The sequence below is a fragment of the Gemmatimonas sp. genome (genome assembly GCF_046594945.1).
Lineage (GTDB): Bacteria > Gemmatimonadota > Gemmatimonadetes > Gemmatimonadales > Gemmatimonadaceae > Gemmatimonas.
Genome location: NZ_JBKJRB010000077.1, coordinates 1 through 24,281, shown reverse-complemented (window position 1 = coordinate 24,281; position 24,281 = coordinate 1). Strand labels below are relative to the sequence as shown.

17 protein-coding genes are annotated in these 24,281 nt (G+C 64.7%); 6 read left to right on the top strand and 11 right to left on the bottom strand.

Going from position 1 to position 24,281, the window contains the following annotated elements; all coding sequences use genetic code 11:
• Window positions 1-31: 31 nt before the first annotated feature.
• Window positions 32-4,672 (bottom strand): translocation/assembly module TamB domain-containing protein, encoded by a 4,641-nt coding sequence (locus tag ACLL97_RS08850; protein WP_411280110.1) that lies wholly within the window; start codon window positions 4,670-4,672, stop codon window positions 32-34.
• On the bottom strand, window positions 4,672-6,915 hold the full coding sequence (locus ACLL97_RS08845) for an outer membrane protein assembly factor (protein ID WP_411280109.1): 2,244 nt from the start codon (window positions 6,913-6,915) through the stop codon (window positions 4,672-4,674). Before ACLL97_RS08845 ends, ACLL97_RS08850 begins: the two co-directional genes overlap by 1 nt.
• 445 nt (window positions 6,916-7,360) lie before the next feature.
• Between ACLL97_RS08845 and ACLL97_RS08840 the strand changes: the two genes are divergently transcribed.
• Genes ACLL97_RS08840 through ACLL97_RS08820 form a run of 5 tightly spaced genes read left to right on the top strand, consistent with a single transcriptional unit; the run spans window position 7,361 to window position 10,630 of the window.
• Window positions 7,361-7,729, top strand: a complete 369-nt coding sequence (locus ACLL97_RS08840; protein WP_411280108.1) for a hypothetical protein — start codon at window positions 7,361-7,363, stop codon at window positions 7,727-7,729.
• 23 nt (window positions 7,730-7,752) lie between these two features.
• On the top strand, window positions 7,753-8,283 hold the full coding sequence (locus tag ACLL97_RS08835) for a hypothetical protein (RefSeq protein WP_411280107.1): 531 nt from the start codon (window positions 7,753-7,755) through the stop codon (window positions 8,281-8,283).
• A gap of 39 nt (window positions 8,284-8,322) precedes the next feature.
• Complete coding sequence (locus ACLL97_RS08830; protein ID WP_411280106.1) at window positions 8,323-8,811, top strand: ubiquinol-cytochrome c reductase iron-sulfur subunit; 489 nt, start codon at window positions 8,323-8,325, stop codon at window positions 8,809-8,811.
• 36 nt (window positions 8,812-8,847) lie between these two features.
• A complete protein-coding gene (locus tag ACLL97_RS08825) occupies window positions 8,848-9,297 on the top strand; it encodes a ubiquinol-cytochrome c reductase iron-sulfur subunit (protein ID WP_411280105.1) in 450 nt (149 codons plus the stop codon).
• A gap of 4 nt (window positions 9,298-9,301) precedes the next feature.
• The gene (locus tag ACLL97_RS08820; protein ID WP_411280104.1) at window positions 9,302-10,630 is read left to right on the top strand and encodes a M20/M25/M40 family metallo-hydrolase; all 1,329 of its coding nucleotides are present in this window, start codon (window positions 9,302-9,304) and stop codon (window positions 10,628-10,630) included.
• 473 nt (window positions 10,631-11,103) lie between these two features.
• Here ACLL97_RS08820 and ACLL97_RS08815 read toward each other — a convergent pair whose 3' ends face one another.
• The 8 genes from ACLL97_RS08815 to ACLL97_RS08780 form a co-directional block, all read right to left on the bottom strand.
• A complete protein-coding gene (locus tag ACLL97_RS08815) occupies window positions 11,104-12,072 on the bottom strand; it encodes a glutamate--tRNA ligase family protein (RefSeq protein ID WP_411280103.1) in 969 nt (322 codons plus the stop codon).
• Window positions 12,073-12,075: 3 nt separating this feature from the next.
• Window positions 12,076-12,513 (bottom strand): type II secretion system major pseudopilin GspG, encoded by a 438-nt coding sequence (gspG, locus tag ACLL97_RS08810; protein WP_411280102.1) that lies wholly within the window; start codon window positions 12,511-12,513, stop codon window positions 12,076-12,078.
• A 74-nt stretch (window positions 12,514-12,587) separates the two neighbouring features.
• Window positions 12,588-13,121 (bottom strand): hypothetical protein, encoded by a 534-nt coding sequence (locus ACLL97_RS08805; RefSeq protein WP_411280101.1) that lies wholly within the window; start codon window positions 13,119-13,121, stop codon window positions 12,588-12,590.
• Window positions 13,122-13,471: 350 nt separating this feature from the next.
• Entirely contained in the window at window positions 13,472-14,518 is a 1,047-nt protein-coding gene (locus ACLL97_RS08800; RefSeq protein ID WP_411280100.1) for a tetratricopeptide repeat protein, read from the bottom strand.
• A gap of 11 nt (window positions 14,519-14,529) precedes the next feature.
• Window positions 14,530-16,752: an Ig-like domain-containing protein gene (locus ACLL97_RS08795; protein WP_411280099.1), complete on the bottom strand. Its 2,223-nt coding sequence runs from the start codon at window positions 16,750-16,752 to the stop codon at window positions 14,530-14,532.
• Window positions 16,749-19,436, bottom strand: a complete 2,688-nt coding sequence (locus ACLL97_RS08790) for a protein kinase domain-containing protein (RefSeq protein ID WP_411280098.1) — start codon at window positions 19,434-19,436, stop codon at window positions 16,749-16,751. The genes ACLL97_RS08795 and ACLL97_RS08790 overlap by 4 nt, the downstream gene beginning before the upstream one ends.
• A complete protein-coding gene (locus tag ACLL97_RS08785) occupies window positions 19,436-20,221 on the bottom strand; it encodes an FHA domain-containing protein (protein ID WP_411280097.1) in 786 nt (261 codons plus the stop codon). The genes ACLL97_RS08790 and ACLL97_RS08785 overlap by 1 nt, the downstream gene beginning before the upstream one ends.
• Window positions 20,222-20,333: 112 nt before the next feature.
• Window positions 20,334-20,813, bottom strand: coding sequence for a TspO/MBR family protein (locus ACLL97_RS08780; RefSeq protein WP_411280096.1), 480 nt, complete (start codon window positions 20,811-20,813; stop codon window positions 20,334-20,336).
• A 134-nt stretch (window positions 20,814-20,947) separates the two neighbouring features.
• Here ACLL97_RS08780 and ACLL97_RS08775 point away from each other — a divergent pair, with 134 nt between their 5' ends.
• Window positions 20,948-23,488: a zinc-dependent metalloprotease gene (locus ACLL97_RS08775; RefSeq protein ID WP_411280095.1), complete on the top strand. Its 2,541-nt coding sequence runs from the start codon at window positions 20,948-20,950 to the stop codon at window positions 23,486-23,488.
• Window positions 23,489-23,594: 106 nt separating this feature from the next.
• Here the strand turns inward: ACLL97_RS08775 and ACLL97_RS08770 are convergent.
• On the bottom strand, window positions 23,595-24,281 hold a 687-nt coding region (locus ACLL97_RS08770), incomplete at its 5' end, for a hypothetical protein (protein WP_411280094.1).

Genomic DNA, 24,281 nt, shown 5'->3' with positions numbered 1-24,281 from the left:
TCGCGAGACGCGCTACCCGGACCCTACGTTCCTAAAAGATCCACTCGCGGAACAAATCGAAACCGAACTGCAGCCGCGGGAGGCCGTTCGTGCCAAGCTGGGTGCAGGGTGCCGAGCCAGGATCCATACCGATCTGTCCGGAGAGATTTCGGCTGATGCGGTACTCGGCGGCCAGGCCGATCCAGAGCGACGAGCGCGAAGAGGCCGCGCCCCCTCGGCAGACGCCAGTGTTCGCACGCAAAAACGTGCGTTCTCCAAGCTGCTTGCCGGCGCTGATGCTGAGGTTATCGAGCAACGACAAGGCCGAGAGATCTTGCTGCGACTGGCCGCCGGCGTTGGTCACTTGAATGGTGTTGATACCGGGGAAGAATTTTTGCAAGGCGCCTTCCACGGCGCCGCCGACGGTGGGCAGCAGGACACCGGTCACCGCTCGCACGGTGCTTTGGCCTGCCCCATCGAGTGCAAACGTCGGCGCTCCGAAGATCAAAAGTGAGATGATTTCCGACTCGGGCGCGCTGGCGTACAGCGGATCGCTGCTGGAGAGCGTGAGCACCGGTACGTCGTAGGTACCACCGATATGCACGCGCACCGGAATCGCGCTGCCGGCGGCAACGCGGACGGTGTTTGTGGCGCTGATGTCGAGCGTTGGCGCAATCGCGCTGCTGCCGAAGAAGCGTACGCGTCCCGAATCGACGCTGAAACTTCGGCTGACGACGCCGAGATCGAGACGGTACTGCCCTCGGTTCGCGTTGAGCTCACCCTCGAGGGCGAGTCGATCTCCGCTCATCGCGACCGAGAGCCCGCCGGAGACCTTCACCCGCGCCTCGGGCGTCTGCACCCATACTTCGTTGCCAAGGTCGACGCGTGCATTTTCGACGTTCAGAAACGAGCCAAGCGCCGCCAACGACTGCGCCGCCGTCTCCGCCACCGGTACTTCCTCTGCGCCGAGCAACTCGCGGGCCGCTTCAGAGGAAAGATCGAGCGCATTGCGCGCGCCGAGCGGATCGAACACGAGATTGGCCCGGGGTACGAAGATGGCACCGCTGAGGGTGGGGCGCCGGAGCGGACCGACCAACGTGACGTTGGCGCTGAGGTCGAGGTCCGTACCATCGCGCTGCCGCGACAATTCGGCGTTGTTGGCGGAGACTTTGAGCGAGACAGTGGACGGCTCGCCGACATGAAAATGCAGCGCACCCGACGCGCCGATCGTATCGAGTACATCGCCACTACGAATGCGCAACGTCTCAAGAATGAGCGAGTCTTCGGCCGCGCGCAACACGATGCGACCGTCGGACGGCTCGATGTTGAGGTCGCGAAAGAACGCGCCGACGCCCTCGGCCGTCATGGACCCGCGAGCCACTGGGCGGTCCATGTTCCCGCTCAGTGCCAGTTGTCCCGACACGCGACCGCGCAGCCGCTGCACCCCGTCAATGGCAAGCGGCAGCCCCTCGAGTCGTAACGAGTCCGCCGTGATCTTGGCGTCCACCTGATCCGACAACATCCGCTTGTCGACCGAAGCGATGGCGAGGTCGACGGGCACGCGTGCTTCAGCGCGCAGGGCTCCCCCAAGCGAATCGGTGAGCAGCGCAGTGACCACGAGCGTCCGGTCGGCGTACTGTCCGGTCGAATTGATCGACGGTAGTCGAAACCTGTTGATTCCGAGCGAATCGCCGCGCAAGGCCCACGACAACAGCGGCGACGGCCGCGTGCCGGTCAGCTCCGCCGTGCCACTCAGGGTCCCGGCGAAGGTGGGCGTGCCGGCGAGCAGCGCAGCGAGCTCGCCCACCGGGAACTGTTCGAGCCGGACGGAGCCGGTGATGGCGCTACTGCTCGGCACGTTGGCCGAGGCACTCAGTACACCCGCGACGTTCGAGCGCAGCTCGACGGGGAAGAGGCGAAAGCCGACGGAGTCCTGTTCCAGCATGATCGGCTTCGCACTGCGCCACACGACATCGGCGTAGGCGAGACGCAGCGAATCGAGCGCGACCGCGAATCGCGACGGTGCGCGCGTGTAGACACCGCGCGCGAACAGATGCGCTTCGGACTGTGAGCTGACATCGAGCGCCAGTAAGCCGCTGTCGGCGTTGGCCTTCTGGACGCGGAAGCCGACGGTCTGCAAACGAATGGCGCCGAGTCCATCAATATCGTCGGCGGTGGCGGCGCCTTCGAACGCGGGGCGCGTGAACACGTGATCGGCCTTGGCGGATCCGAACACGCGTCCCACGCGGACGGATCCAACCTGCATTGCTCGCGCGCCAATGGCCGCCGTGGCACCGGCATCGGTGAGGCTGCCGTACAGGTAGCCGGAGAGTGACAGGTCGCCTTCAAGCGTATCCGCCGCGAGCTTGCGCAACGACGTGGCCGTACTACTGTCCACCGACTGCATCATGGACGCGAGACGATCGAGCTGCGCACGCACGGCACCGAGGGAGTCGGCCCGTGCGGACAGCGTGAGCGTATCCACTTTGAGCGAGTCGCGCGCCAGCGCCCCACGCGCATCGAAGGTGACACCGCCGATGTGCGCCGTGGCCGAATCGACCAGCAGACGCTCAGCACCCAGTGACACACTTCCAGACAGGTCGAAGGCGGGTCGATCATCAGCCGCCAGCTGTTTCCAGTCGGCCACCATGTTCCCTTCGAAAAGCGACCGACTCGCATTGTCCGTGGCATTCACGCCGTTGGCCGAACGGGGACCACGCGCCGAGAGCGTCACCGTGCCGTCCACGGCGGTGGACGGCACATCCGGGCGCCCGATCCATTGGCGCACGTCGAACTGATTGAGCGCACCGTCCGCGGTGAGTTGCCACGTGCTGGCGGTGAGCGCCGCCGTCCCCTGCATGGTTACCGCGCTGCCGGATGCATTCGTGTTGTTCGGCGCGACGACCCCACTGCCATCGGAGGCACGGAGCGCCGCCGTCCAACGCATGGCGTCGGTGCGGCCGTCCATCGTGACCCGACCCGCGATGGCACCGCGAATGGGCAGTGTGGTGTCGATCCGGGCCAGTGCGCGCATGGAGAGCGGATCGAGCTGCAGGACAGCGTTCACCAGCGGTGCCTTCGCATTGGCTCCACCATACCGCGCTCGGACATCCCCACGAATGACCGAGATGTTGCCGACGGCGTCGGTCCACATGAGCCCCACATTCGTGAGGTCGGCCCCGTCGAGGTCGGCCGACCGGATGACTCCACGCGCGGTGAGCATACCATCGACGGCCGGCACGACGGGAATGAGCGCCGGCGAGAGAGCCCGTACGGAACGCAGGTCCACCCGGGCATCATCGAGGGTCATACCCCACGCACGCGGACGTTCTCCAATCGCCACCATGCCGCGCAGTTTCGCGGTGGACACCGCGCCACCGGGCACGAGCGCATCGGCGAAGCGTGCGTCGAGCAGATCCATCTTGAAGGCCGTGAGCGGCCCGCCGTCACGAGCCACCAGCTTGCCGGTAAACGTGCCGCGAATTTCCGGAGGCAGCGCGTCGTAGCTGATCCGACGGAGCAGATCACTGTGCAGCGGCACGAACGCCAAGTCGACCCGTTGCAGTCGCATCTGCGCCGGCTGCAGCACGATGTCGATGCCACCGGTGATGCGGGACGCACCACTTTTCACATCGAGCGCGGTGAGCGCGAACTCGACATCGTCGGGATTCTCCAACGTTCGCATGCGCACGATTGCCGATCCGCGTCCATCAGCTGGCAGCACATCCCAGATCCACTGCAGGTCCGTGAGCCCGGCATCGGTCTTGATCACCACGTCGTAGCGAAGCGGTCCCGGGTTGTGCCAGTCGATAGTACCAACGGCGGTGCCGGTGGACGCCGGCAGTTTCACATCGCGGAGGTTCAGTTGCAGGGAGTCCCCTGTCCAGCGAATCGCGCCGGCAGCTTGCGCGATGCGGATCGGAGGGTCGGAGATCACACCGCTCAACGTGTCGAGCTGCATCGACGCCGGGCGCTTTTCGACATCGACGATGATGGCATCGTGGGCACGAACCCGCTCAAGCACCACCAGCCGACGCTCGAAGTACGTGCCATTGGGCGCCCGCACGATATCATGCAGGCTATCCTTGACCGCAATCACACTATCCCGCGCGGTACCTGTAAAGATCGGATGCGGTGCCCACGGCGCAATCATTCCCACCCGTCCACCGTCGACGATCAGGGAGTCGATGCGAATATCATCACCGAAACCGGGTGTGCTGCGCGGCGTCTTCTTGGTGGTATCGCCGGAAATGATATACGCGATGTTCCACGGTCCCTTCTCGTCGCGCTCGAGGTCGAGACGAAGGCCACGCACGGCGAGGGTCCGAATGTGGATCACTTTGTTGAACACACCGCTGATCTCGATCGAGCCTTCCAAGTGCTGCGCCGTGACCACCGGCACGCCGGCGGTATCGACCAGCGACACGTTATCGGCCACGATGTGCGTGGGACTGATGGATCGCAGAATACCGACCCGCAGGGTGCCGCGGCCACCGAACAACCCATTGGCGCCGGAGATCGCCGCGCTGAGCAACCATCGGCGACCGCTCTCCGTGTTGACGGCGAGATAGTAGGAGATGCCCAAACCGCCGATCGCACCGAGAATAGTACCGGCCGCCCACCAGAAGCGCCGCTGGCGCGACGACATACCCGGTGATCCGTCGGTGTCGGCGCTCGTATCCGGCGTGGTCATCAGAACGCCTGCCCCAGTCCGAAGTGGAACGTGAGCCGCGAGAGCACACCGCGGCGGCTGCTTGGACGGTACGTGCTCGGGCAGTCAAAAATATCGATGGCGCGTGGATCGCTGATGTCACGCGGACTGGCGCAGAGAATGTCTCCCGTGGTGCCTTTGTTGTCGCCTGACGTGAAGAACAGGGCGCGTCCGGCGCGCGGCTCGTACGGCTGATAGCCGACATCCACTCGGAACGGACCCAGCGGCGTCACTAAGCGAAGCCCCAGTCCCGGCGTGGCGCGGAGGTTGCCCCAGAGGAAGCCTTCAGATTGGGCTTCCCACACGTTCCCGGCGTCCACGAAAGCCGCGAACTGCAGCTGTTCGGCAATGAAGCGGAAACCGCGGCGCCATTCGAGATTGGCGACCACCATCGCTGTACCTCCGCGTGGTACGGCGCGATCAAAGGTCGCGCCGTCTTTCACCACGACCACGCGCTCGCCATTGGCGCCGACGGTGTCGATGACGTTCGCACCGGACACGACATACACCAGGGGACCGAGCAGATTCTGCTGGTAGCCGCGCACGGAGTTTTGACCGCCGGCAAAGATCCGCTCCTGCTGCGGGATCAATGGCGAGCCATCGACGAGATCGGCGCCGGGCGCGAAGGCCCGTGCCATTTGCACTCGCGTGCCGATCACGCCACCGGCGAAGCGGAAGTACGTGGACGCCTCTCCCGTGCCGCGATAGAACGTGAGCGACTTGACCAGTTGCGAAAAGGTTTGCCCGGCCCGTACGTCGCCTCGCACACGCCAACCGCGCGACGGATTGACGGCGTCGTTCGTCCGATCGTGCGAGGCACTCGTGCTGACGACACCGATGCTGCGACCGAACAGCGACAGTGCGAAATCTTCAGGGCGGCACTGTCCAAATCGCGCGCACGAGACCGCGGGATCGGTGATCGTCTTGCCGTTTTCGTACTGAAATCCGGCAGCGCCTGCGGTGCGGGTGGTGAACTGGCGGGAGAGTTCGACCAGGGCACCGACGCTGGTTTCGCGCAGGTACGCAAACGGCTCGCCCCGACGCTCACTGTACACCGTGAACACCGGCTGAATGGGCCAGCCGAACAGGCGCGTATTGGAGAGCGTGGATCCTACGTAATAGTTCAGCTTCTCGCTGAACGGATCAATACGAAGGGCGCCGGAGCAGAGCGCTGGCGCAAAATCAGCCGGGCTGCCGACGCCAATTTTGGAGGCACGCGCCGACAGCTCAACCCGGCGGCCGACCCCGAGGAACCCGCGATCGGAGATGCGCCCCTGCATACGAATACAGTCTTGCGTGGCCCACCCCAGTCCCACGCGCGCCGCCCGCGTACGGGCTTCAGCCACGGCGACCCGCAAATCGAGCACGCTGTCGCGCGCATCGGTCAGGGGCGTGAGCGTGTCGATCAGCACCAGGCGGAACGCCTCGGAGCGGTAGAGGTCACGCTGCGCATCGAGGATCGCGCTGGCCCGAAAGCGATCACCCGGGTGAATCGCGACCAGCCGCGCGACATCGGCCGAGTCGATCCGTGGACTACCGTCACGGAGCGGCTGCACGTCGATCTGCACGTTGCCGATCGAGAGGACGCGGCCGGGCGCGAAGGTGAGCGAGAGCGTGGCCAGGGCCGTGGCGGTATCGATCGAGACCTTGCTCTGTGGGCGTTGGGCGCGCGCATAGCCCGCGTCGCGCAGGCGGGTAAGCACACGGTCGATTGTCGTGTCGACACGCGTCCGGTCGAAGCGCTTGTTCTCAAGCGCGCGGAGGGGCGCCTCGAACGGGCGCTTGCCCGCGGTCGGCTCAGGAACCCCCTGGATCAAGATCGTGTCGAGGACGGCGTCGGGACCAGGGTTGATCGCGAAGAGCAAGCGCACGCCGTCCCGCCGGCGATCGATGGTCGGCATGACCGAGGCCTGAAACCAGCCGACCTGTCGATGCATGACCGCCAGCCGCAGCGCATCGCGCCGGAGCTCGAGGGAGTCGAGGCAGGGCGCGGTGCCGATACGAAACCAGCGCGTAGCCAATCCCGGCTCGTGCGTGACAATGCTCGCCGCCAGCGTGGTCGCATCGAAGCGCGGGCTTCCGGCGAACTTCACGGAACGCACCCGCTGCGCTGCGTCGCACCGAGCGGTGCGCTGCGCGTCCACCCGCATCGGCGAGCCGGCCGCGGCGAGTGCAAGAAGGGCGAAGAAAATCGAACGCGACGGGAATACTTTGGGGTGGCGCATGCGTCTATGCAATGTAAGTCGAGGCGATCACCGTAGCCTGGTACCCCGTCCCAGCGAACGAACGAGTGCGCTGCGGCACCAATTCGCGTCGCGACCACGGGGGAACGTCGTCTCCCGCGTGTTCACCGTTCATCGACCGTTCATCACGTCTGGGTAGATTCCCCGTTCGTCCGTCCAGTCATCCATTCGGAGTGCCTGCATGATCCCGATCACCGATGTCGCGGTTGGCTTTCTCATGGTCTGGCAGGGAGCCGTGAGTCCGGGGACAACGTCCCCTCCAGTATACGCAGACTCTCTACCGCGGCCGCGCGCCGCGACCGTGGTAACTCCGGTTGGATTGACGAGGTTCTCTGCGGATACCGTGCCACGGGTTCGCCGACGAGCGGTCGTGTACAGCGATGGGTACGCGACCCGACTCCGAATCCACAAGATTCTCAGTTGGGGAATGATTCCGCTGTTCGCGGCGTCGTACTTCTCTGGCGACCAATTGCTCGAAAAAGGCACCGACGCCCCGTCGTGGGCGCGCAACATGCACGCACCGGCGGCCACGGGGAGCGCGATCCTATTCGGCGCGAACACCGTGACCGGAGGATGGAACCTCTGGGAGGGCCGAAAGGATCCCAACGGCCGTACCCGTCGTATCATCCATAGCATGCTCTTTACCGCCGCCAGCGGCGGCTTCGCCTACGCCGGCACCAAGCTCGCGAACGACGCTGAGGAAGACATGACCGCGCGTCGAAAACACCGGAACGTGGCGCTCGGCTCGATGGGCGTCTCGACCGTGAGCTGGCTGATTATGCTAATCGGCAACTGACCCTCTTTCGCCAATCGCTGCTGATGCTTGAGACGCTGACCGCCGTTTTTCAACCTTGGTCGGATTACTACGCCGACAGCGCATGGATCCCTACCACGATTCTCGCTATGCACATGTTGGCGCTGTTTGCCGGCGGCGGGCTGGCGATCGCGGCGGATCGACGCGTGCTGTTGGCAACACCGGGAACACGTGAGGCGTACCAGGCGGCGGCGGAAGATCTGCGCACGACGCACGCCATCGTGATCGGTTCCATTCTGATCATGGTGTTGAGCGGCCTCGCCATGGCCACCGCGGACGTCGGGACCTTCGCCGTGTCTAAAGTGTTTTGGACCAAGATGGCCACCTTCCTCGTACTCATCGCGAATGGCGCGTACATGCGGCGCACCGAATCGCGCGTGCTCATCGCCGCCACCGATGCCGGTGTCGTCATCAACCAGACGACGCAGTGGCCGAGCCCTCATCTCCCGTGGGCGGTGCTCAAGCGCTCGGCTGCCGTCAGCCTGACCGCGTGGTTCGCGATGGTACTGCTGGGCGTCGTGCTCTCCGATGTCTGATTTCACTTTCCTGTCCTTTCTGCCTCGGAACGCCGTCGTATGACTGATTCCCACTCGCCGTGCTCGGGTTGTTCTGGGCGACGCGATTTTTTACGCACCGCGCTCACTGGCGCGGCATCGATCGCGGCGCTCAGCGCGCTTGGTCCGGTCAACGCGATCTCCGCGTTGGTGCCGCGCGCGGCCGGCGGTGCGGTGCGTTATACGTTGCCCGCCGTCGACGGCGTATCGATCGACAGTGCGAACGAAGTGATCCTTTGTCGTTCACATGGTGAGGTGTTCGCGTTCGCCCTGTCCTGTCCGCATCAGAATACGGCGCTGAAGACGATGCCGAAGAACGCGGGCTTTCAGTGCCCGCGCCACAAGTCGAAGTACCTGCCGAACGGCACGTTCGTGAGCGGTCGCGCCACGCGGAACATGGACCGCCTGCCGATTACTCGTGATGGCGTGCAGATCGTCGTGGACCCTGACGTTGCGCTCGCGAGCGACCTCGACCCGGCAAAATGGGCAGCCGCGCTTGTCAAAATCTGAACCATTTCGTCCAGACTTTAATCTCTACAGGGAGTCATGATGTCCGACTGCGCGAATTGCCGGAGCGCTGGCGTTAACCGCCGGGAATTTCTGACCACGGGTTCCGCGCTGGCGATTACCGCCGTCCTGGCCGCCTGTGGCGATGGCATCGGCGGCGGTGCCACTGGACCGTCCAACGTGAGTGAAACGGTTGTCTTGGCCAACTACTCCGCCCTCGGCGCCGTGGGTGGGATCGCCGTCGTGAGTGGTGCGGGGACGCCGATCGCGGTCGTTCGGTCGGCCACGAGCCAATACCGGGCCTATTCGCTGATTTGTCCGCATCAACGTACCACCGTGTTGATCAACGGGACGGGCTTCCGCTGCCCGAACCATGGCGCCACGTTCAATGCAAGCGGCGCGTGGACCGGTGGCCAGCGTACCAGCGGTCTCTCCGAGTTCACCGTCGCGTTGAACACGACCGCCGGCACGCTCACGATTACCTCCTGACGTCATGTCCTCTCTCGTTTCGCCTCGCAGCGTCGGCACCACCATCCCGGCGCTGTTGTCATTTTTGACCTTCTCGCTGGCGTCGCCCGCCGCTGGCCACGCGCAGCAGCCCAAGCTGGCCGCCAAGGTCACCCCCACCGAAGCCGCGCTCGATCGACTCGCCAAGCAGCCCGCCGTGGCCAAGGCCCTGTCGGCGCTGCAGAACGAGAACGAATGGACGCTGAGCGAGCAAATTGCTCTCTGTGAAATCCCCGCCCCACCGTTCAAGGAGGCGGCGCGCGCGGCCGCGTTCCGTGACAAACTGGCGGCGCTCGGCGTGCAAAAGCTGCGCATTGATCGCGAAGGCAATGTGATCGGCGAGATCAAAGGCGCGGGCCCGGGACCCACGCTGGTATTGAGCGGTCACCTCGACACCGTGTTCCCTGAGGGCACGAACGTCAAGGTGAAGCGCGAGGGCACAAAGCTCACCGCCCCCGGTATCGGCGACGACTGTCGTGGACTGGCGGCCGTACTCGCCACCACACGGCAGATCATCGCCAACAAGATCCCGTTCAACGGCCGCCTGCTGGTGGTCGGAACGATGGGCGAAGAGGGTCCAGGCAACCTACGTGGCGTGCGGGCGTTGTTCAGCGGCCCGCTCAAGGATTCGATCGATATGTTCATCTCGATCGACGGCACCGGCTTCGGCATCACCAACGGCGCCGTCGGCAGCAACCGCTATCGCGTGACGTACAAAGGCCCGGGCGGCCACAGTTACGGTGCGTTCGGCATGCCGAATCCGATCCATGCCATGGGCCGTGCCATCGCGAAAATCGCCGCGCTCGAGGCGTCGACGAATCCGAAGGTCACGTTCAATGTGGGTCTCGTTTCGGGGGGCACGTCAGTGAATTCCATTTCCGCCGAGGGCGTGATGGACATCGACCTGCGCAGCGAATCAGCTTCGGCGCTGGCCGACATCGACGCCCGTTTACAGGTAGCGCTGCGTCAGGCGCTGGCCGAAGAAAAGGCGCGCTGGCCGAAGTCGACGGTGCCGCTGGCGCTGCTGATCGACACAACCGGTTTGCGTCCCGCCGGGACAACCGCCGATACGACGTTCATTGTGCGGACATCGCTCGCCGCGGCGCGCACGATGAATGTGTACGCGCCGCTCACGATCTCGAGCACCGATGCCAACATTCCGATTTCCAAGGGCATCGCTGCCGTGACGCTGGACGGCGGCGGTGTGGGTCGCGGTGCACACTCGCTCGACGAGTCGTACGACGATCGCACGGATGGCTACAAGGGCCCGCAATGGATTCTGCTGGTAGTGATCGGTTTGCTGACGACCCGCTAGGCGCAACACGGTCCAGCTACGGTGTTCGCCGCCGCCACTCACGCGCGGCGGATCCACCATCCACTATCGTCGTCCGACACCGCCCGGCAATTTCGTGGTTGAAGCGGCCGCCTCACCGCCGGTTAGCAGGCGTGCTCGCGAATACGTCGCAACGACCACCCGTGGTTGTTGGCGTTGATCCGCGGTACCGCTGTTCTCTGCGACCTTTTACGAACAGTGTACCGCGGATTGGCACAAATCTTCGCGTGAATCAGCTGGCTCTCCGACCGCTCCGAGGCCGCCGCCAGCACCGCGGTTGACGCGAAGATCGCGAAGATCGCGAAGAACAGCATACCACGAGAGCGGAATGGCGTGACCGAAATCCGACAGGTCGTGCGTGTGGCCCGCTTCGCAATCGCCAGATCAATCAACAACGCACGCCGCCACCCCGCGATGCAGATCTGAATTTCGAGCCGAGGTCGCTCTTTCTTCTCTCAAAGTTGTTGGAACGCTCCTGCTGGACAGTCGCGAAACTCGGTGCTCTGACGGAACAGCGATGGCAGCTCGTCAATCGTGAGATCACGGGCTGCCGGCAGCAGTCCCGCCAGAAAGGCCGCCTCGCCGAGCAGTGCCGCCGCGTGTGCACCGGCGGCGCGCCGATCCCGAATCGATGTGTCCCGATTCGCTTTGCTGAGTTTACGGCCGTCAGGATGCACGAGCAGTGGATGATGCCACCACGCCAATCGCCGCTCACGTCCGAGCAGCGCCGCAAGCTGCAGCTGTCGGCCTGTGCTGGCGAGAAGATCCTCGCCGCGTATCACGACATCGATGTCGTGCTCCATGTCATCGACGACGACGGCAAACTGATACGTCCATTGTCCGTGCCGATCGCGCACGAGCACGTCGCCGCACTGCTCCACCGGTGACTGCTGCAGTAGGCCGCGCCGGCGGTCGTCGAACGTTACGACGCCCTCGCCCGTGCGCACGCGTCGCGCCAGTGACTCCGTCTCGGCATGACGCGCCTCGCGACAGGTGCCCGGGTATCGGGGTTCCGCGCCGGGAGCATGCGGCGCGTGCTGTGCAATGTCGCGTCGCGTGCATGTGCACACGTACGTGAGGTCGCGCTCGGTCAGTATCGCGAGCGCTGCGGTGTAGCGCGCGTCATTGTCTGACTGTCGTTGGGAACGCGGTTCGCGGCGCCTCAGCGTTTCCAAGGGTGCAACACGTGCCCGGCGAAAGCTGTCGGTGCGGCCGACGTCTGGTACGAAGCCCAGCCAATCAAGATCGTCGAGCAGGGCATCTTCGTACTCCTCTCGACAGCGCGTGCGATCGTGATCTTCGATGCGCAGTAGTACATCACCGCCGAACGCTCGCGCGATTCCCCAGACGTGGATCGCGTTGACGACATGGCCGAGGTGCAGATACCCGGTCGGTGACGGCGCGAAGCGCGTGCGCCAAGCCACCAACTACTTCCAGCTGGTGAGATCCGCGTTCTCGCCTTCACCGCCAAGTTGACCATCGGCACCGTAGGTTAGCAGATCGTAGCTGGCCGGATTCACTTTGCCCGGCGCGACATACTGGTACGCACGTCCCCAAGGATCATCGGGAACCGGCTTACGCAGATAGGGCTCGCTCCAGCCACTCGGCGGATCGATCACCGGCTTCTGCCACAAGGCCAAAAGCCCCTGCGTGGTGGTCGGGTAGCGTCCGTTGTCGAGCCGATAGCCGTCGAGCGCCGTGCCGAAGCTCTCGATCTGCGCCTTGGCCGTCGCCACGCGGGCGTCGTTCACGTTGCGAAAAAGACTGGGCGCCACGAACGTGGCGAGGACGGCGATCACCACGATCACCACCAACACTTCAATCAGCGTGAAGGCACGCCGGAGGAAAATCACGTTTCGCTGCATGTCAGTGGAAACTCTCTGCTGAGCATCCACGTGGCAACTGCTGCGCGAGATCGGGACGGATCTCGAGGCCGACATCACTCGCCGCGAATGCGCAGCGAATCCGGTGCGAACAGTCGCGGATCGACCCAACCGGTCACGTCAGGGGAACGCACTTGGCGCCAACCGGCCCGGTCGGTACCCAGCATCGCGCGCGAAGCCGGCTTGATGACGCCCACCACTTCGCCGCCACGACTCGCGTCATTGCGGACATTCACCCACGTACGAGCCACGGCTGGTGTCCAGATGATGCTGTCGATGGCGCTCGCCGACGACAGCGCGAGGCTGTCGGCCAACGTCACGTTGGTCGCCGTTGCCGAGAGCGCCACCTCGGCTACCCCTGATGATGACACCGACACGCGCTCATTGGTCGCAACCTGGTCGAACGCTACCGATTCCGCACTCAATCGCTGCATGAGATCCACCCGCAGCGGCGATCCGTATCGCCACGCAGCACCGGCAACGCTTACCGACAGGAGCACAGCGGCGGCCGATCGCCACAGGGCCGGAGACTGCCAAAACGCCCTGGGCAACACGCCGCACCAATGACAGGTGCCGTCGAAGCGATGCATGATTCCGCAACCACGACAACGAGACAGCTTCACCCGATCACCGCGAGAACCCAGCAGGTTAAAGGGGTGAGCGCAACGCGGACACTGCGAGGCAGCGACCAACGCCTTAGAACCGCATGCGGTGCAGCGAAGATAGGCCATAGCATCCAACGGCCGAAGGAGCGAGCTGTACGAAGAACGAGATTCCGTGCGTCACTGAGAATTCGCCGCGCGGCCATCCTAGTGACGGTTGGTGCACGTCTCCGTAACTACCCGTGAAGCTTTGTACACCAAGCCCATCCGCGCTACGTGACGGCGAGCAAGCATTGAAAGAATCTTCGGCTTATGCAAGTAGGCACTTGCATAAGCCTTCAGAAGCGAACGGCAAGACCAACCCCGTTCCCGTGAGGAGCAATCACGAACGGCGTCGACCCGCGCTTGGCGAACCTTCCCGCTTCGAGGGCCGCCGCCAGAGTGAGCCCGGCGCCAACGGCAAGCGCCGAGGTGCGGTAGGGCCGCTCGTTCACCCTCACGGCGTATGGAGCTGGCACCCCATTCGGATCGACATACGGCACCGTCACGCTGCGGCTTGAGCTGTACATCGACGTGTACGCCGACCCGCCGACCAGCGCGAGAACAATGAGGCCCCACGCGGGACGGCGCGTGTAGAACTGCCCCATTCCTGGGATAAGGCCGACGGCGACGGCCGCACCCGACCCATAATGAGGCCGACGAAGCGCATCGAGCGATTGTTGTACCAGTCCCCGATCCGGCGCATCCGGGGTCAGGGTGAGATAGGTGGCAAAATCGCGGCGTGCGGCTGACCGATCACCGAGTTGAAGCTGGGCGATGGCTCGATTAAATGGCGCCTCCACTGCCGCCGGAACGGCGCGCGCTGCGTCGTCAAACGCCCGGCGCGCTTCCTCATACCGGCGCGAATCGAAGGCGACTACGCCCACGGCGAACCGCTCTCGTGCCCGGAGCAACACGGCACCCGTTCCCCTCGGCGTCAGCCGTTCGATGCGAGCGCGGATGTCGGAAACGTCCCGCCCGGCTGGCGACAAGCGGAGGGCGCGACAATACTCGAGCACCGCTGCCGAGCTGTCGTTCACTTCTTCAAGCGCACGCGCAAACGCGTACGCGATGCGATCATCAGCGGGATCCAGGGCGGACGCCCGCGCGAAGGCGACGCCTGCCCCGCGAGGATCACCCTGCAACGACGACTCCTGCCCCGAAGCGAACGCGCGACGCGCTGCAGCGACATCGCGTGGTGGGGATGCGCTGGTGCTGCCAACTGGTGCGCAGCCGGCCACGATGGTCGTGGCGAACACACGTTTGATTGAAAGCGATATCGGTTGCGCGCTCACCCGCGCCGCTCCGCACGCGCAGGTAAAGAGCATCCCTAGTGCATATGGCATGCGTGCGAGCGTCATCGCTTGATTACCGTGATCGTGGAGATGCCGGACTTGGAAGCACTGGTGGCATTGATAATCGCGGTGCCCTCCGAGATTCCAGTTACCAATCCGTCGACACTCACGGTCGCGATGAGCGGCGCACTACTGGTCCACACCACCATCGCGTCCGTGAGCACACGTCCCCCACTTGCGCTGTCGGCGTACACGACGGCTTGGAGTTGAATGGTGCGCTCCGATGGTCCCGACGATTTGATCGTCGCCGAGGTGGGATTCACCACGACCCGCCCGACCGTTTGCACGACGGGCGACGAGACGAGAATCTGCGCGGTGCCCGATCTGCCATCGACGGTGGCGGTGATCGTGCTCGATCCAGCCGTCACGGCGGTCACGCGCCCGGTGCTCGAGACCGTGGCCACGGCCGGCGTGCTCGAACTCCACGCCACGCTGCGTCCGGTAACCACCACCCCATTCGCATCGCGCACCGTGGCGACGAGATCAACGGTGCCACCGATGGCCAGCGTGCTACTGGTCGGAGCGATGCTCACGGTACCAATTGGCGTGGGCGACACGGTGATCTGCGCGGTGCCCGATCTGCCATCGACGGTGGCGGTGATCGTGCTCGATCCGGCCGTCACGGCGGTCACGCGCCCGGTGCTCGAGACCGTGGCCACGGCCGGCGTGCTCGAACTCCAGAGCACGACGCGGCCAAACACTGTAGCGCCGTTGACGTCGGCCACCGTCGTCACGAGCTCAATCGTACCACCCACCTCGAGCGAGGCCGTTGACGGCGCGACAGTGACCGTCGCAATCGGCGGCGCAGTTACCGTGACGGTGGCCGACCCGATCCGCCCCTCAGCCTGCGCGAGGATTACGACACTACCGACACCGACCGCCGTGACAACGCCCGCTGACGACACGGTGGCGACGCTCGGCGCACCACTACTCCACGTAATCGTCCGACCGCTGAGTGTGGCGCCTGACGCGTCACGCGCGGAGGCCGTGAGCAACGTGTCGCCACCAACCGTAAGCGTCGACTGGCTTGGCGTAACGCGAATGTCCGCGATCGGCACGGCCGACACCACCACGCTCACCGTTGCGCTTCGCCCTTCACTTGCTACGGTGATGGTGGTAGAGCCTGGCGCGACGGCGGTCACGGCACCGGACGTTGTGACCTGCGCGACGCCGGTATTATCGGAGCGGTACGTGACCGGCCGACCACTCAGTAGGTTACCCACCGCGTCCGTGATCTGCACGCTGAGTGAAAAGCTCTGACCCGCAATGAGCGAAAGCTGAGACGGCGACACCACAATGCCATTCACTGGACGCGCCGTGATCACAATGGCGGCGGTGGCGGAACGGCCCTCGCTGGACGCGGTGATCGTCGTCGTTCCGGTCGAGACGCCGGTCACGAGGCCAGACGACGACACGCTCGCCACCGTGGCATTTGCGGACGTCCATGTGATCGTACGTCCGGTCAGCACAACGCCGGCCGCCGAACGCGCCTCGGCGCGCAACTGCGTAGTCTGTCCTTCGACAATGGAGGTGCTGGACGGCGTGACGCCGATCGATGCCACTGGAATCGATGTCACGAATACGGCAGCAGCCGCGGTGCGCCCTTCGCTGGTGGCTGTGACCGTTGTGCCTCCAGGGGCGAGCGCGGTCACGGCACCGGTACTGTCCACCACTGCAATGCTGGCATCGCCGACCGTCCACGTGATGACACGTCCGCTCAAGGGCGCGCCCGACGCGTCGCGCGCGCTGGCGGAAAGCTGTACGCGCTGACCGGTCGTAAGGCGCAGTTCCACTGTCGAAAGCTGCACACTCGCCACGGCCAACGGAGCTACTACGACGTTCGCCACAGCACTCTTCCCTTGCACCGTCGCGGATATCTGCGCGGAGCCTGGCGCCAGTGCTGTGATCAGTCCCGAGGCCGAAACACGCACGATCGTGGCGTCGCTACTGGACCAGAAAATGGTGCGCGGGCTTGCCGGTTGACCGTTGGCATCGCGCAACGCGACGTCGAGCGCCACACTGCTGCCCACGCCCAGTGTAAGCGTTTGCGGCGACACCGTAATCGTGCTGATGCCGCCGGTCGCGGGGGTGGTGGATGTTTCCCCACCACACGCCGTCGCGGCCACGTACAACAGTGATACCATCAGTGTGCTCACGACTCGTCGAAGCGACCGCGCGGCGTGCGGTACGGACTGTCGATATGTGGAGAATGAGAGCGCGATCATCGCGGAGTTCCTACGCGGACCGGCCGCGGCTGATTGTTTCGGGTACCATCGCCGAGTTGTCCGTCGATGTTGTATCCCCAGCACATCGTCTCACCGCCGGCGAGGACACCGCAGGTGTGTGCGCCATTGGCACTGATCGACGTGAACGAGGACGGTGCGATCACTTTCACGGGAACGGTCCGATCGTTCGTGGTCCCGTCGCCGAGTTGTCCGTAGCCGTTACGGCCCATGCACAGCACATCGCCCGAGGTCGTGCGGGCGCATACGTGCACAGTCCCGGCGACCACGGAGGTATACGCCGCCGAAGAGGCAATTCGTATCGGTTCGGCACGCGACGTTCCGGGGGAGCTGCCTCCGCCATCGCGTCCCCAGCACCACAACGCACCAAAGGTGGAAATTGCGCATGTCTGGTCGCTGCCGGCGGCGATGCTTGTGAAGCGCGTGCTGCCGGCAACCGGTAGCGGCGTGGTGCGCGACACGACGGTTCCGTCGCCCAATTGTCCGCTGGTGTTGTTGCCCCAACAGATCGCGGTTCCATCACGCGAAAGCCCGCAGCTGTGGTGCCACCCGGCGGTGACCGCGATGAATCGAAGCGGCGTAGCAGCGGCGGTCGGCGTGGCGCGCGCAAGCGTGGTGCCGTCGCCCAATTGGCCCCGCGCATTGCTTCCCCAGCAGGCGACGACGCCATCGATGGTGAGCGCGCAGCTATGATCGCGTCCCGCGCGCACCACCGTGAAAAGCAAATTCGAGGCGACACGTACCGGTGCGCTACGCGACGTGCGCGTGGCATCGCCTAACTGTCCGAATGCATCGCTACCCCAGCAATAGACATCGCGCTCGCGCGCCAACGCACAGCTGTGCGAAAATCCAGAGGACACTTGCGTGAAGCGCAGGTCGCTCCGCACCGCATCGGGAAGCGCTGCGTCCTCGAAGCTACCGCTGCCCAGTTGTCCATCGTCGTTGGCGCCCCAACAAGTGAGACGCGAATCGCGGATGACGCACGAGTGTCGCCCGCCGGCAGCGACCAAGCCGGGGTCCGATGTGGCACGCAGGATGGGCCCATCCGGCACCGGTGTCTCGGGCGCAATCGGCGCGACGGCCGTCGGGATCGGCAGCGGTGCTCGAATTCGGCGTAAGGTCACTGCCGTTCCTGTCATGGAAGGAGACGGCACGACTTTTCCTGCGATTTGACCGAGTGTTGCCGCCATACTGTCGACCAATACGGCGCCTGATCGCGGATCCGTGACGGGATCCGATGTTGCAGCCGCCGGCGCAGCTGAGGACGGAGCACCGGGAGCGGCCACTGGCAAACCCACCGGTAATTCCACCGCCGCGCGATCCGACAGCGGCGACAGCGCCGCGGTATCGGGCACGCTCCGCTCACCGGGATCTTCACTGGCCCACCATACCCCGACGAGCGCGACCAGCGCGACCACAGCGATTCCGATGGCCGCCCAGCGACGACTGCGCGATGGTGTCACGACATCCGTGTCATCGTCCTCCTGCTCCATCCACGTTGGCTGATCGTCGGCCGCGACATCGACGTCGTGCGCGGCGTGCACGTCTGTTGGCGCATTCGCGCTGTCGCCCGCGCCGGCCTCACCGGTGACCAGTGCGATATGGCGCTCGAGCGCGGCTGTCGACGGGTCCTGCGCAATCTCTGGCGCCGGCCGGCGAAAGCGGATGGTCTGCATGGCCGCCGCCAACAGTCCAATCGGCGCCGCGGCCCGGCTCGCGTGATTCGGATCGCGGAGCGCGGCACGCTGTGATTCCCGCTCGGCATCTCGTACCACTCGGCGCCGGCGATGCGCAACACGCCAGTGTGTCCAATCGGGTGGAAGGACGCTCCCGTCAAGCTGCGCGAGCAATCCATCGGCTCCGGCCCATCGGGCTCCCGGTCGCTTCTGCAACGCACGTTCAATGAGATATTGCAAGCGTTCGGGCACGTCGGTGCGCACGTCGTCGATTGGCCGCAGCGTCTCATGCTTCTGCCGATAGATCACGTTGTACAGCGAGTCGCCTTCCCACGGACGATGTCCCACGAGCATCTCCCACCCGACCAACCCCAAACTGTAGACATCCGATCGCGCGTCCGCCGTCGCACCGTCGATTTGTTCGGGCGCCATGTAGGTCGGTGTGCCGATCGCCGTACCCGTCATCGTGAGTCGAGAATCGAACTCGCGCGACGACGCAATGCCGAAGTCGCTGAGAAGCGCACGTCCACTCACGGCGTCGAGAAAGATGTTCTCGGGCTTCACATCCCGATGGATGACACCGTGCGCATGCGCATACGCCAATGCCGACGCGATGTCGCGCAGCAGGCTTTCGGCGCGCGCTGGGGCGAGTGGACCCTCCTCGAGAATCGTCTGCTTGAGCGTGCGACCGGGCACCCATTGCATGATCAGCGCAAGCCCATCCGGCAGTCGCTTCACCGCGTATACCGAAACGATCTGCGGATGCTGCAATTGCGCGACCATCCGCGCTTCGCGTCCGAGCCTCGCAATCAGTTCATCGTCGAGCCCACCGGGACGCCCACGTACCACCTTGATGGCCACGTCCCGTCCCAGCACGCGATCCCTCGCGCGATATACGACGGCACTTCCGCCCCGTCCGAGTTCGGCGACGATCTCGTACTCGTCATCGAGATCGGCGACCGCCGCCGCCTCGCTGTGATCGTCCACCATCAGACGTGGAACCGGAAGACCACCTCACCCATCTCAACCCGGTCACCCTCAACAAGCGCATGGTCCTCATCGCCATCGACGATGAAGCCGTTGCGTAGGACTGGATTAGTGTCGGAAAGATTGGACAGCAACCACCGCCCGTCGCGGAAGCGCATGCGGGCGTGCGCCCGACTCACCGTGGCGTCGTGAAGTTGCACATGACGATACGGCGGTCCTTCATTTCGCCCGAATGTCACGTCGACCGCATCGCGCCCGGGTGTACGCACGAAGCGAATGTCACGGCCCGCATCGGGACCGCCGATGATCTCGAGTCGTCCGGGCAGGAATTGGAGCGTGCTGTCCGTGGGGACGCTGTAGCGAACGGAATGGCCGTCGAATTGTGCGGCCTCGGACATCGCGGCGTCCGGCATCGGCGCGTATCCAGTGCGTGCGCTCGGCGTCGACCAGCTCGGCGAGGAGGCTCGCGTGGTGCGTGGTGCGGCGCGACCGGTGGCCTGCGCGGCACCGTTACCCCCCGACGCCGGTGTGCTCGTGACCGTTCCGCTTGCCGCCGCTACCCGATTAGGCGACCGAGCCATGATCAACTGCGCCCGGTCATCCTCGTCGTCATCCTCATCTTCAGTGCGCGCATACACCACCGCGCGATCGTGGCCGAAAAGTGGCAGCACATCATGCGACTTCCGCCGAACCGAGATGGGTCTGCGCACCCACCAGACGAGTCCGCCAATGAACCCAACGAAGGACAGGATGGCGAACAGCGCGCCGAAGACGAGGCCATAAGACATATCGTCCTTCTAGCGCAACTTCCATTCCCTCATCTACGTCCACCGTGATCTCACGCACGACTTGTGCGCCCGAGGTGGCGAGCCCGTGCATAATGATTGGCGAGCTAACGACCTACAACAGTCCGGGATTTCGGCGCCACACGGCAATGCTGAGCGCCGTCGCGAAAGTGACCCACGTGAGGTACGGCACAAAAAGCAGACCGGCCAGCACGTCTCGGCGCCAGAAGAGGACGAGCGTGATGGCGACTGTCAGCCAGAGACAGACTACGTCAATCGTGGCCCCGAGTCCGGTGCGACGCACGAAAAAGAAGTAGCTGTAGGCCATGTTGAAGACGAGCTGCACCGCGTACAACGAGAGCTCCACCTTGGCGCCACTGAAGCCGGCGTCACGCCAGACGCGCCACGCGGCCGTACCCATGAGGAGGTACAGCAGGGTCCACGCCGGGCCAAAAAGCCATCCCGGCGGTGCCCACGTCGGCTTGTCGAGCATTCCATAGAACTCGTTTGCCGCTTTGGCGGAGACCGCCCCACTGATAGCCGCCAGGCTGGTGCCAAAAATCCAGGCGAGCAAACTCGGAATTGATTGCAACATTGATAAAAGATGGTCAATCGACTCGGCCAGCGCATCGGTGTCGCATTCCATCACGCCGTGTTGCTCGCGCGTATTGCGAATGGCACTATTGCCGAGCGCCCTCGGAACGACCTGTGTACCCCGACCGGATGTTTATGCATCTCCCTCGTGAAATTCTCGCCGGCGCGTTTCTGGCGGCCACCGCCGCGACGGCGTCGAGCGCTACGGCGTCAACCGTTCGCGCGCAACAGACGCCGCCGGCCGGTGGCGCCGCGCAGCCCCCGGCGGAGGGGGGCGCTAGTACCGCCAGCGCAGCCGCCCGGCGTGCCCCACGTCCGTACGCGCAGGTCATTCCCGTCAGAGCCCGCACCGAGCGGGGTGGCCTCACGGTGCACCGCGTGGACGACCGCTACTTCTTTGAAGTGCCGGACTCGCTGGTGGGACGCGACTTCCTGATGGTGACGCGCGTGGCGGGCGTGCCGGCCGGTGCCGGCGGATTTCAAAGCGCCGGCACGTCGCTGAACGAGCGGCTGGTGCGATGGGAGCGCGTGAATGACCGTGTGCTTCTGAAGAGCATGAGCACCTCGGCCGTGGCCGACGACTCGTTACCGATCGCACGCAGTGTGGCGCAGAACAACTATCCGGCGATTATCGGCGCGTTTCCGATTGCCGCGTTCGGCAGCGACAGCGCGGCCTACGTGATCGACGTGACCGACTTCTTCGCGAACGACAACCCGGCCACCAGCGGCCTCGATGCGAATCAGCGTCGCGCGTACGGTGTGCGCCGCTATGACGCCGCCCGCAGCTACATCAGCAGTGTGCGCAGCTTCCCGACCAATATCGAAGTCAGGCAGGTGCAAACGTTCGACGCCGCCACGCCGCCCAGTGACCAAGATGGCGCGACGGTCACGATGGAAACACGGCAATCGCTCGTACTGTTGCCGAAGACGCCGATGCGCCCGCGCTATGCCGACGCGCGCGTGGGCTACTTTTCGGTAGACCGCGTGAACTATGGACTCGACGTGCAAAAAGCGGAGAGTCAGGCGTTCATCACGCGGTGGCGTCTCGAGCCGAAAGATCCGGCGGCCTACGCCCGCGGTGAGTTAGTCGAGCCGACCAAGCCGATCGTGTACTACCTCGACCCGGCCACGCCGACCCGCTGGAAGCGCTACGTGCGCGAGGGCGTGGAGAATTGGCAACGGGTATTCGAGAAGGCCGGCTTCAAGAATGCCATCCTCGCCAAGGATGCGCCCACGAAGGCCGACGATCCGGATTTCGATCTCGACGACGCGCGCTATTCCGTGGTACGCTGGGCGGCGAGTCTCACACGTAACGCTACCGGACCACACACGCACGACCCGCGCTCCGGTGAGATCATCAACAGCGAGATCACGTGGTATCACAACCACATGCGCTCGTACCGTAACTGGCTGATGATGGAAACCGGCGGCGCCAATCCAACGGCGCGCACGCTGGACATTCCCGAAGAGTTGATGGGCGAGACGATGCGTCAGGTGATCACGCACGAAGTCGGTCACGCGTTGGGACTGCAGCACAACATGATCGCCTCGGCGTCGTTCCCGGTGGATTCGTTGCGGAGCCCGACGTTTACGCGGGTATACGGCGTAAGCGCAACGATCATGGACTACGCGCGACAGAACTACATCGCGCAGCCAGGTGACGGCTTGCAGCCCAAGGATTTCATTCGACGCGTGGGTCCGTTCGACGACTTTGCGATCAACTGGGGCTATCGCGTGATTGCGGCGCCGACGGCCGAAGCGGAGCGCGTGACGCTGCATCGCTGGCTCACGCAGCAGACCGGCGCGTTCCCGTATCGCTTCGCGTCGCAGCAGCTTGCGGCCGGCGATCCGCGTAACCAGACGGAAGATCTCGGCGACGATCCGATCAAGGCGTCGACGTTCTCGACGATGAACTACAAGCGCGTGATTCCGAACCTAGTGGCGTGGACATCGACGCCTGGTGAGGACTACACCGAACTGCGCGAGTTATACGAGGAATCGGTATCACGCTGGTTCGGCAACATGAACCACGTGGCCACGATGATTGGCGGCGTCGAAATGGACCTTAAGACCTCCGAGCAGACCGGCGCGGTGTATCGGGTGGTACCCAAGGCACGGCAGGAGGCGGCACTCGCGTTCCTTTCGGCGAATGTCATGACCACGCCAAGCTGGCTGTCGCCGCCGGGCATCGCCCAGCGGATCGGCCCGAGCAACGTGGTGTCTACGCGTCAGGCCGGGGTGCTGACGTCGCTGCTCACCCCCGCGCGCCTGGGCCGGCTGGCGGAATCGGAGAAGTACGATGTGGTGAACGCGTATCCGCTGGCCGAGTACATGGCCGATCTCAAGCGCGCGGTATTCGCCGGAAACACGCCCGACGCTGGCCGTCGTCAGCTGCAGCGGGTGTACGTGCAGCGCTTGGAAGCGCTGATCTCGCCGCCGAGCGCACCGGCGGCTGGTCCGCCGGGCGGCGGTGGTGGTGGTGCCGCCGCGCGATTCGTACCCTTCGTGTCGGCCCCCGCGCTCGCGCTCAGCGACCTGCCCGCATTAGCGCGATTGCAACTGCGTGAGATTCAGCGTGAAGCACGTGCCGCCGCGTTGGCATCGCCTGCGACGACCACCCGTGCCCATTGGAGCGACCTCTCCGACCGCATATCCGCGGCGCTCGAGCCGAAGTAGGCGTCACGCGGTCCACAGCCGCACGCACGAAGGGCCCCGAACGATCTCTCGCTCGGGGCCCTTCGCATATCGGACTCCCTACTCCCAACTCTTTACTTCGCCGTTATCAAGGGAGCCGATCCGTGCAACCCTTGAAGTTCGGGTTGTTCCGTTCGTCGGTGACGACGGGGAGATTCACATCTCCGCCGTAGTTGCCGCCTTTGAAGTGCACACCCTGCGGGAAGACCTGATCGACCGTGCGGCCGTACTGACGCACGAGACGACGCATGTCGCCGAGTCGCTGGCCGCGACTGAACGTCCAGAAGGCCTTCTCACGGAAGTGCAGCGAAACGCGACTCGCTTCGGTGCCGGGATCGACCAGCGCCGGCATGACAGCGGGCTGAATTTCGCCGAGTTTCGGCGGTGCCGCGCGCAGCGCGTTGTGGATCGCGAGCCATTGCGTGTTGTTTCCCGCCTTGAGCGCCGACTCGGCTTCGATCATGCGCGCATCGATACCGTTCACGACGTCGACGGCGCTGAACTGCCCCCACATGGTGGTGGTACGCGTGTACGTCTGTCCGTCCTGACCGTTCACCGCGCCCGAAGTCGGGATGGTGACCGGCAGGCGAGGATCCCTGGCCGAGGCGAACGGCGTGGCATTGCGCACGAGAATGATGCGAGCGTTGCCTTCCACACTGTCACCCACGCTGTAGCGGCGCGCGCTGAGCCCCTGCGCCCAAATCGTGTTCGTTCCGGCATTGGCGGAGAACGTGTGTTGATACAGGAACGCCGTGGGAACGCCCGTCACGAGCGT

Bases quoted from the DNA above. Each gene is read 5' to 3' on its own strand.
- ACLL97_RS08850 (WP_411280110.1), bottom strand. From the start codon at position 4,672: ATGACCACGCCGGATACGAGCGCCGACACCGACGGATCACCGGGTATG.
- ACLL97_RS08845 (WP_411280109.1), bottom strand. From the start codon at position 6,915: ATGCGCCACCCCAAAGTATTCCCGTCGCGTTCGATTTTCTTCGCCCTT.
- ACLL97_RS08840 (WP_411280108.1), top strand. From the start codon at position 7,361: ATGATTCCGCTGTTCGCGGCGTCGTACTTCTCTGGCGACCAATTGCTC.
- ACLL97_RS08835 (WP_411280107.1), top strand. From the start codon at position 7,753: ATGCTTGAGACGCTGACCGCCGTTTTTCAACCTTGGTCGGATTACTAC.
- ACLL97_RS08830 (WP_411280106.1), top strand. From the start codon at position 8,323: ATGACTGATTCCCACTCGCCGTGCTCGGGTTGTTCTGGGCGACGCGAT.
- ACLL97_RS08825 (WP_411280105.1), top strand. From the start codon at position 8,848: ATGATGTCCGACTGCGCGAATTGCCGGAGCGCTGGCGTTAACCGCCGG.
- ACLL97_RS08820 (WP_411280104.1), top strand. From the start codon at position 9,302: ATGTCCTCTCTCGTTTCGCCTCGCAGCGTCGGCACCACCATCCCGGCG.
- gspG (WP_411280102.1), bottom strand. From the start codon at position 12,513: ATGCAGCGAAACGTGATTTTCCTCCGGCGTGCCTTCACGCTGATTGAA.
- ACLL97_RS08805 (WP_411280101.1), bottom strand. From the start codon at position 13,121: ATGCATCGCTTCGACGGCACCTGTCATTGGTGCGGCGTGTTGCCCAGG.
- ACLL97_RS08800 (WP_411280100.1), bottom strand. From the start codon at position 14,518: ATGCCATATGCACTAGGGATGCTCTTTACCTGCGCGTGCGGAGCGGCG.
- ACLL97_RS08795 (WP_411280099.1), bottom strand. From the start codon at position 16,752: ATGATCGCGCTCTCATTCTCCACATATCGACAGTCCGTACCGCACGCC.
- ACLL97_RS08790 (WP_411280098.1), bottom strand. From the start codon at position 19,436: ATGGTGGACGATCACAGCGAGGCGGCGGCGGTCGCCGATCTCGATGAC.
- ACLL97_RS08785 (WP_411280097.1), bottom strand. From the start codon at position 20,221: ATGTCTTATGGCCTCGTCTTCGGCGCGCTGTTCGCCATCCTGTCCTTC.
- ACLL97_RS08780 (WP_411280096.1), bottom strand. From the start codon at position 20,813: ATGTTGCAATCAATTCCGAGTTTGCTCGCCTGGATTTTTGGCACCAGC.
- ACLL97_RS08775 (WP_411280095.1), top strand. From the start codon at position 20,948: ATGCATCTCCCTCGTGAAATTCTCGCCGGCGCGTTTCTGGCGGCCACC.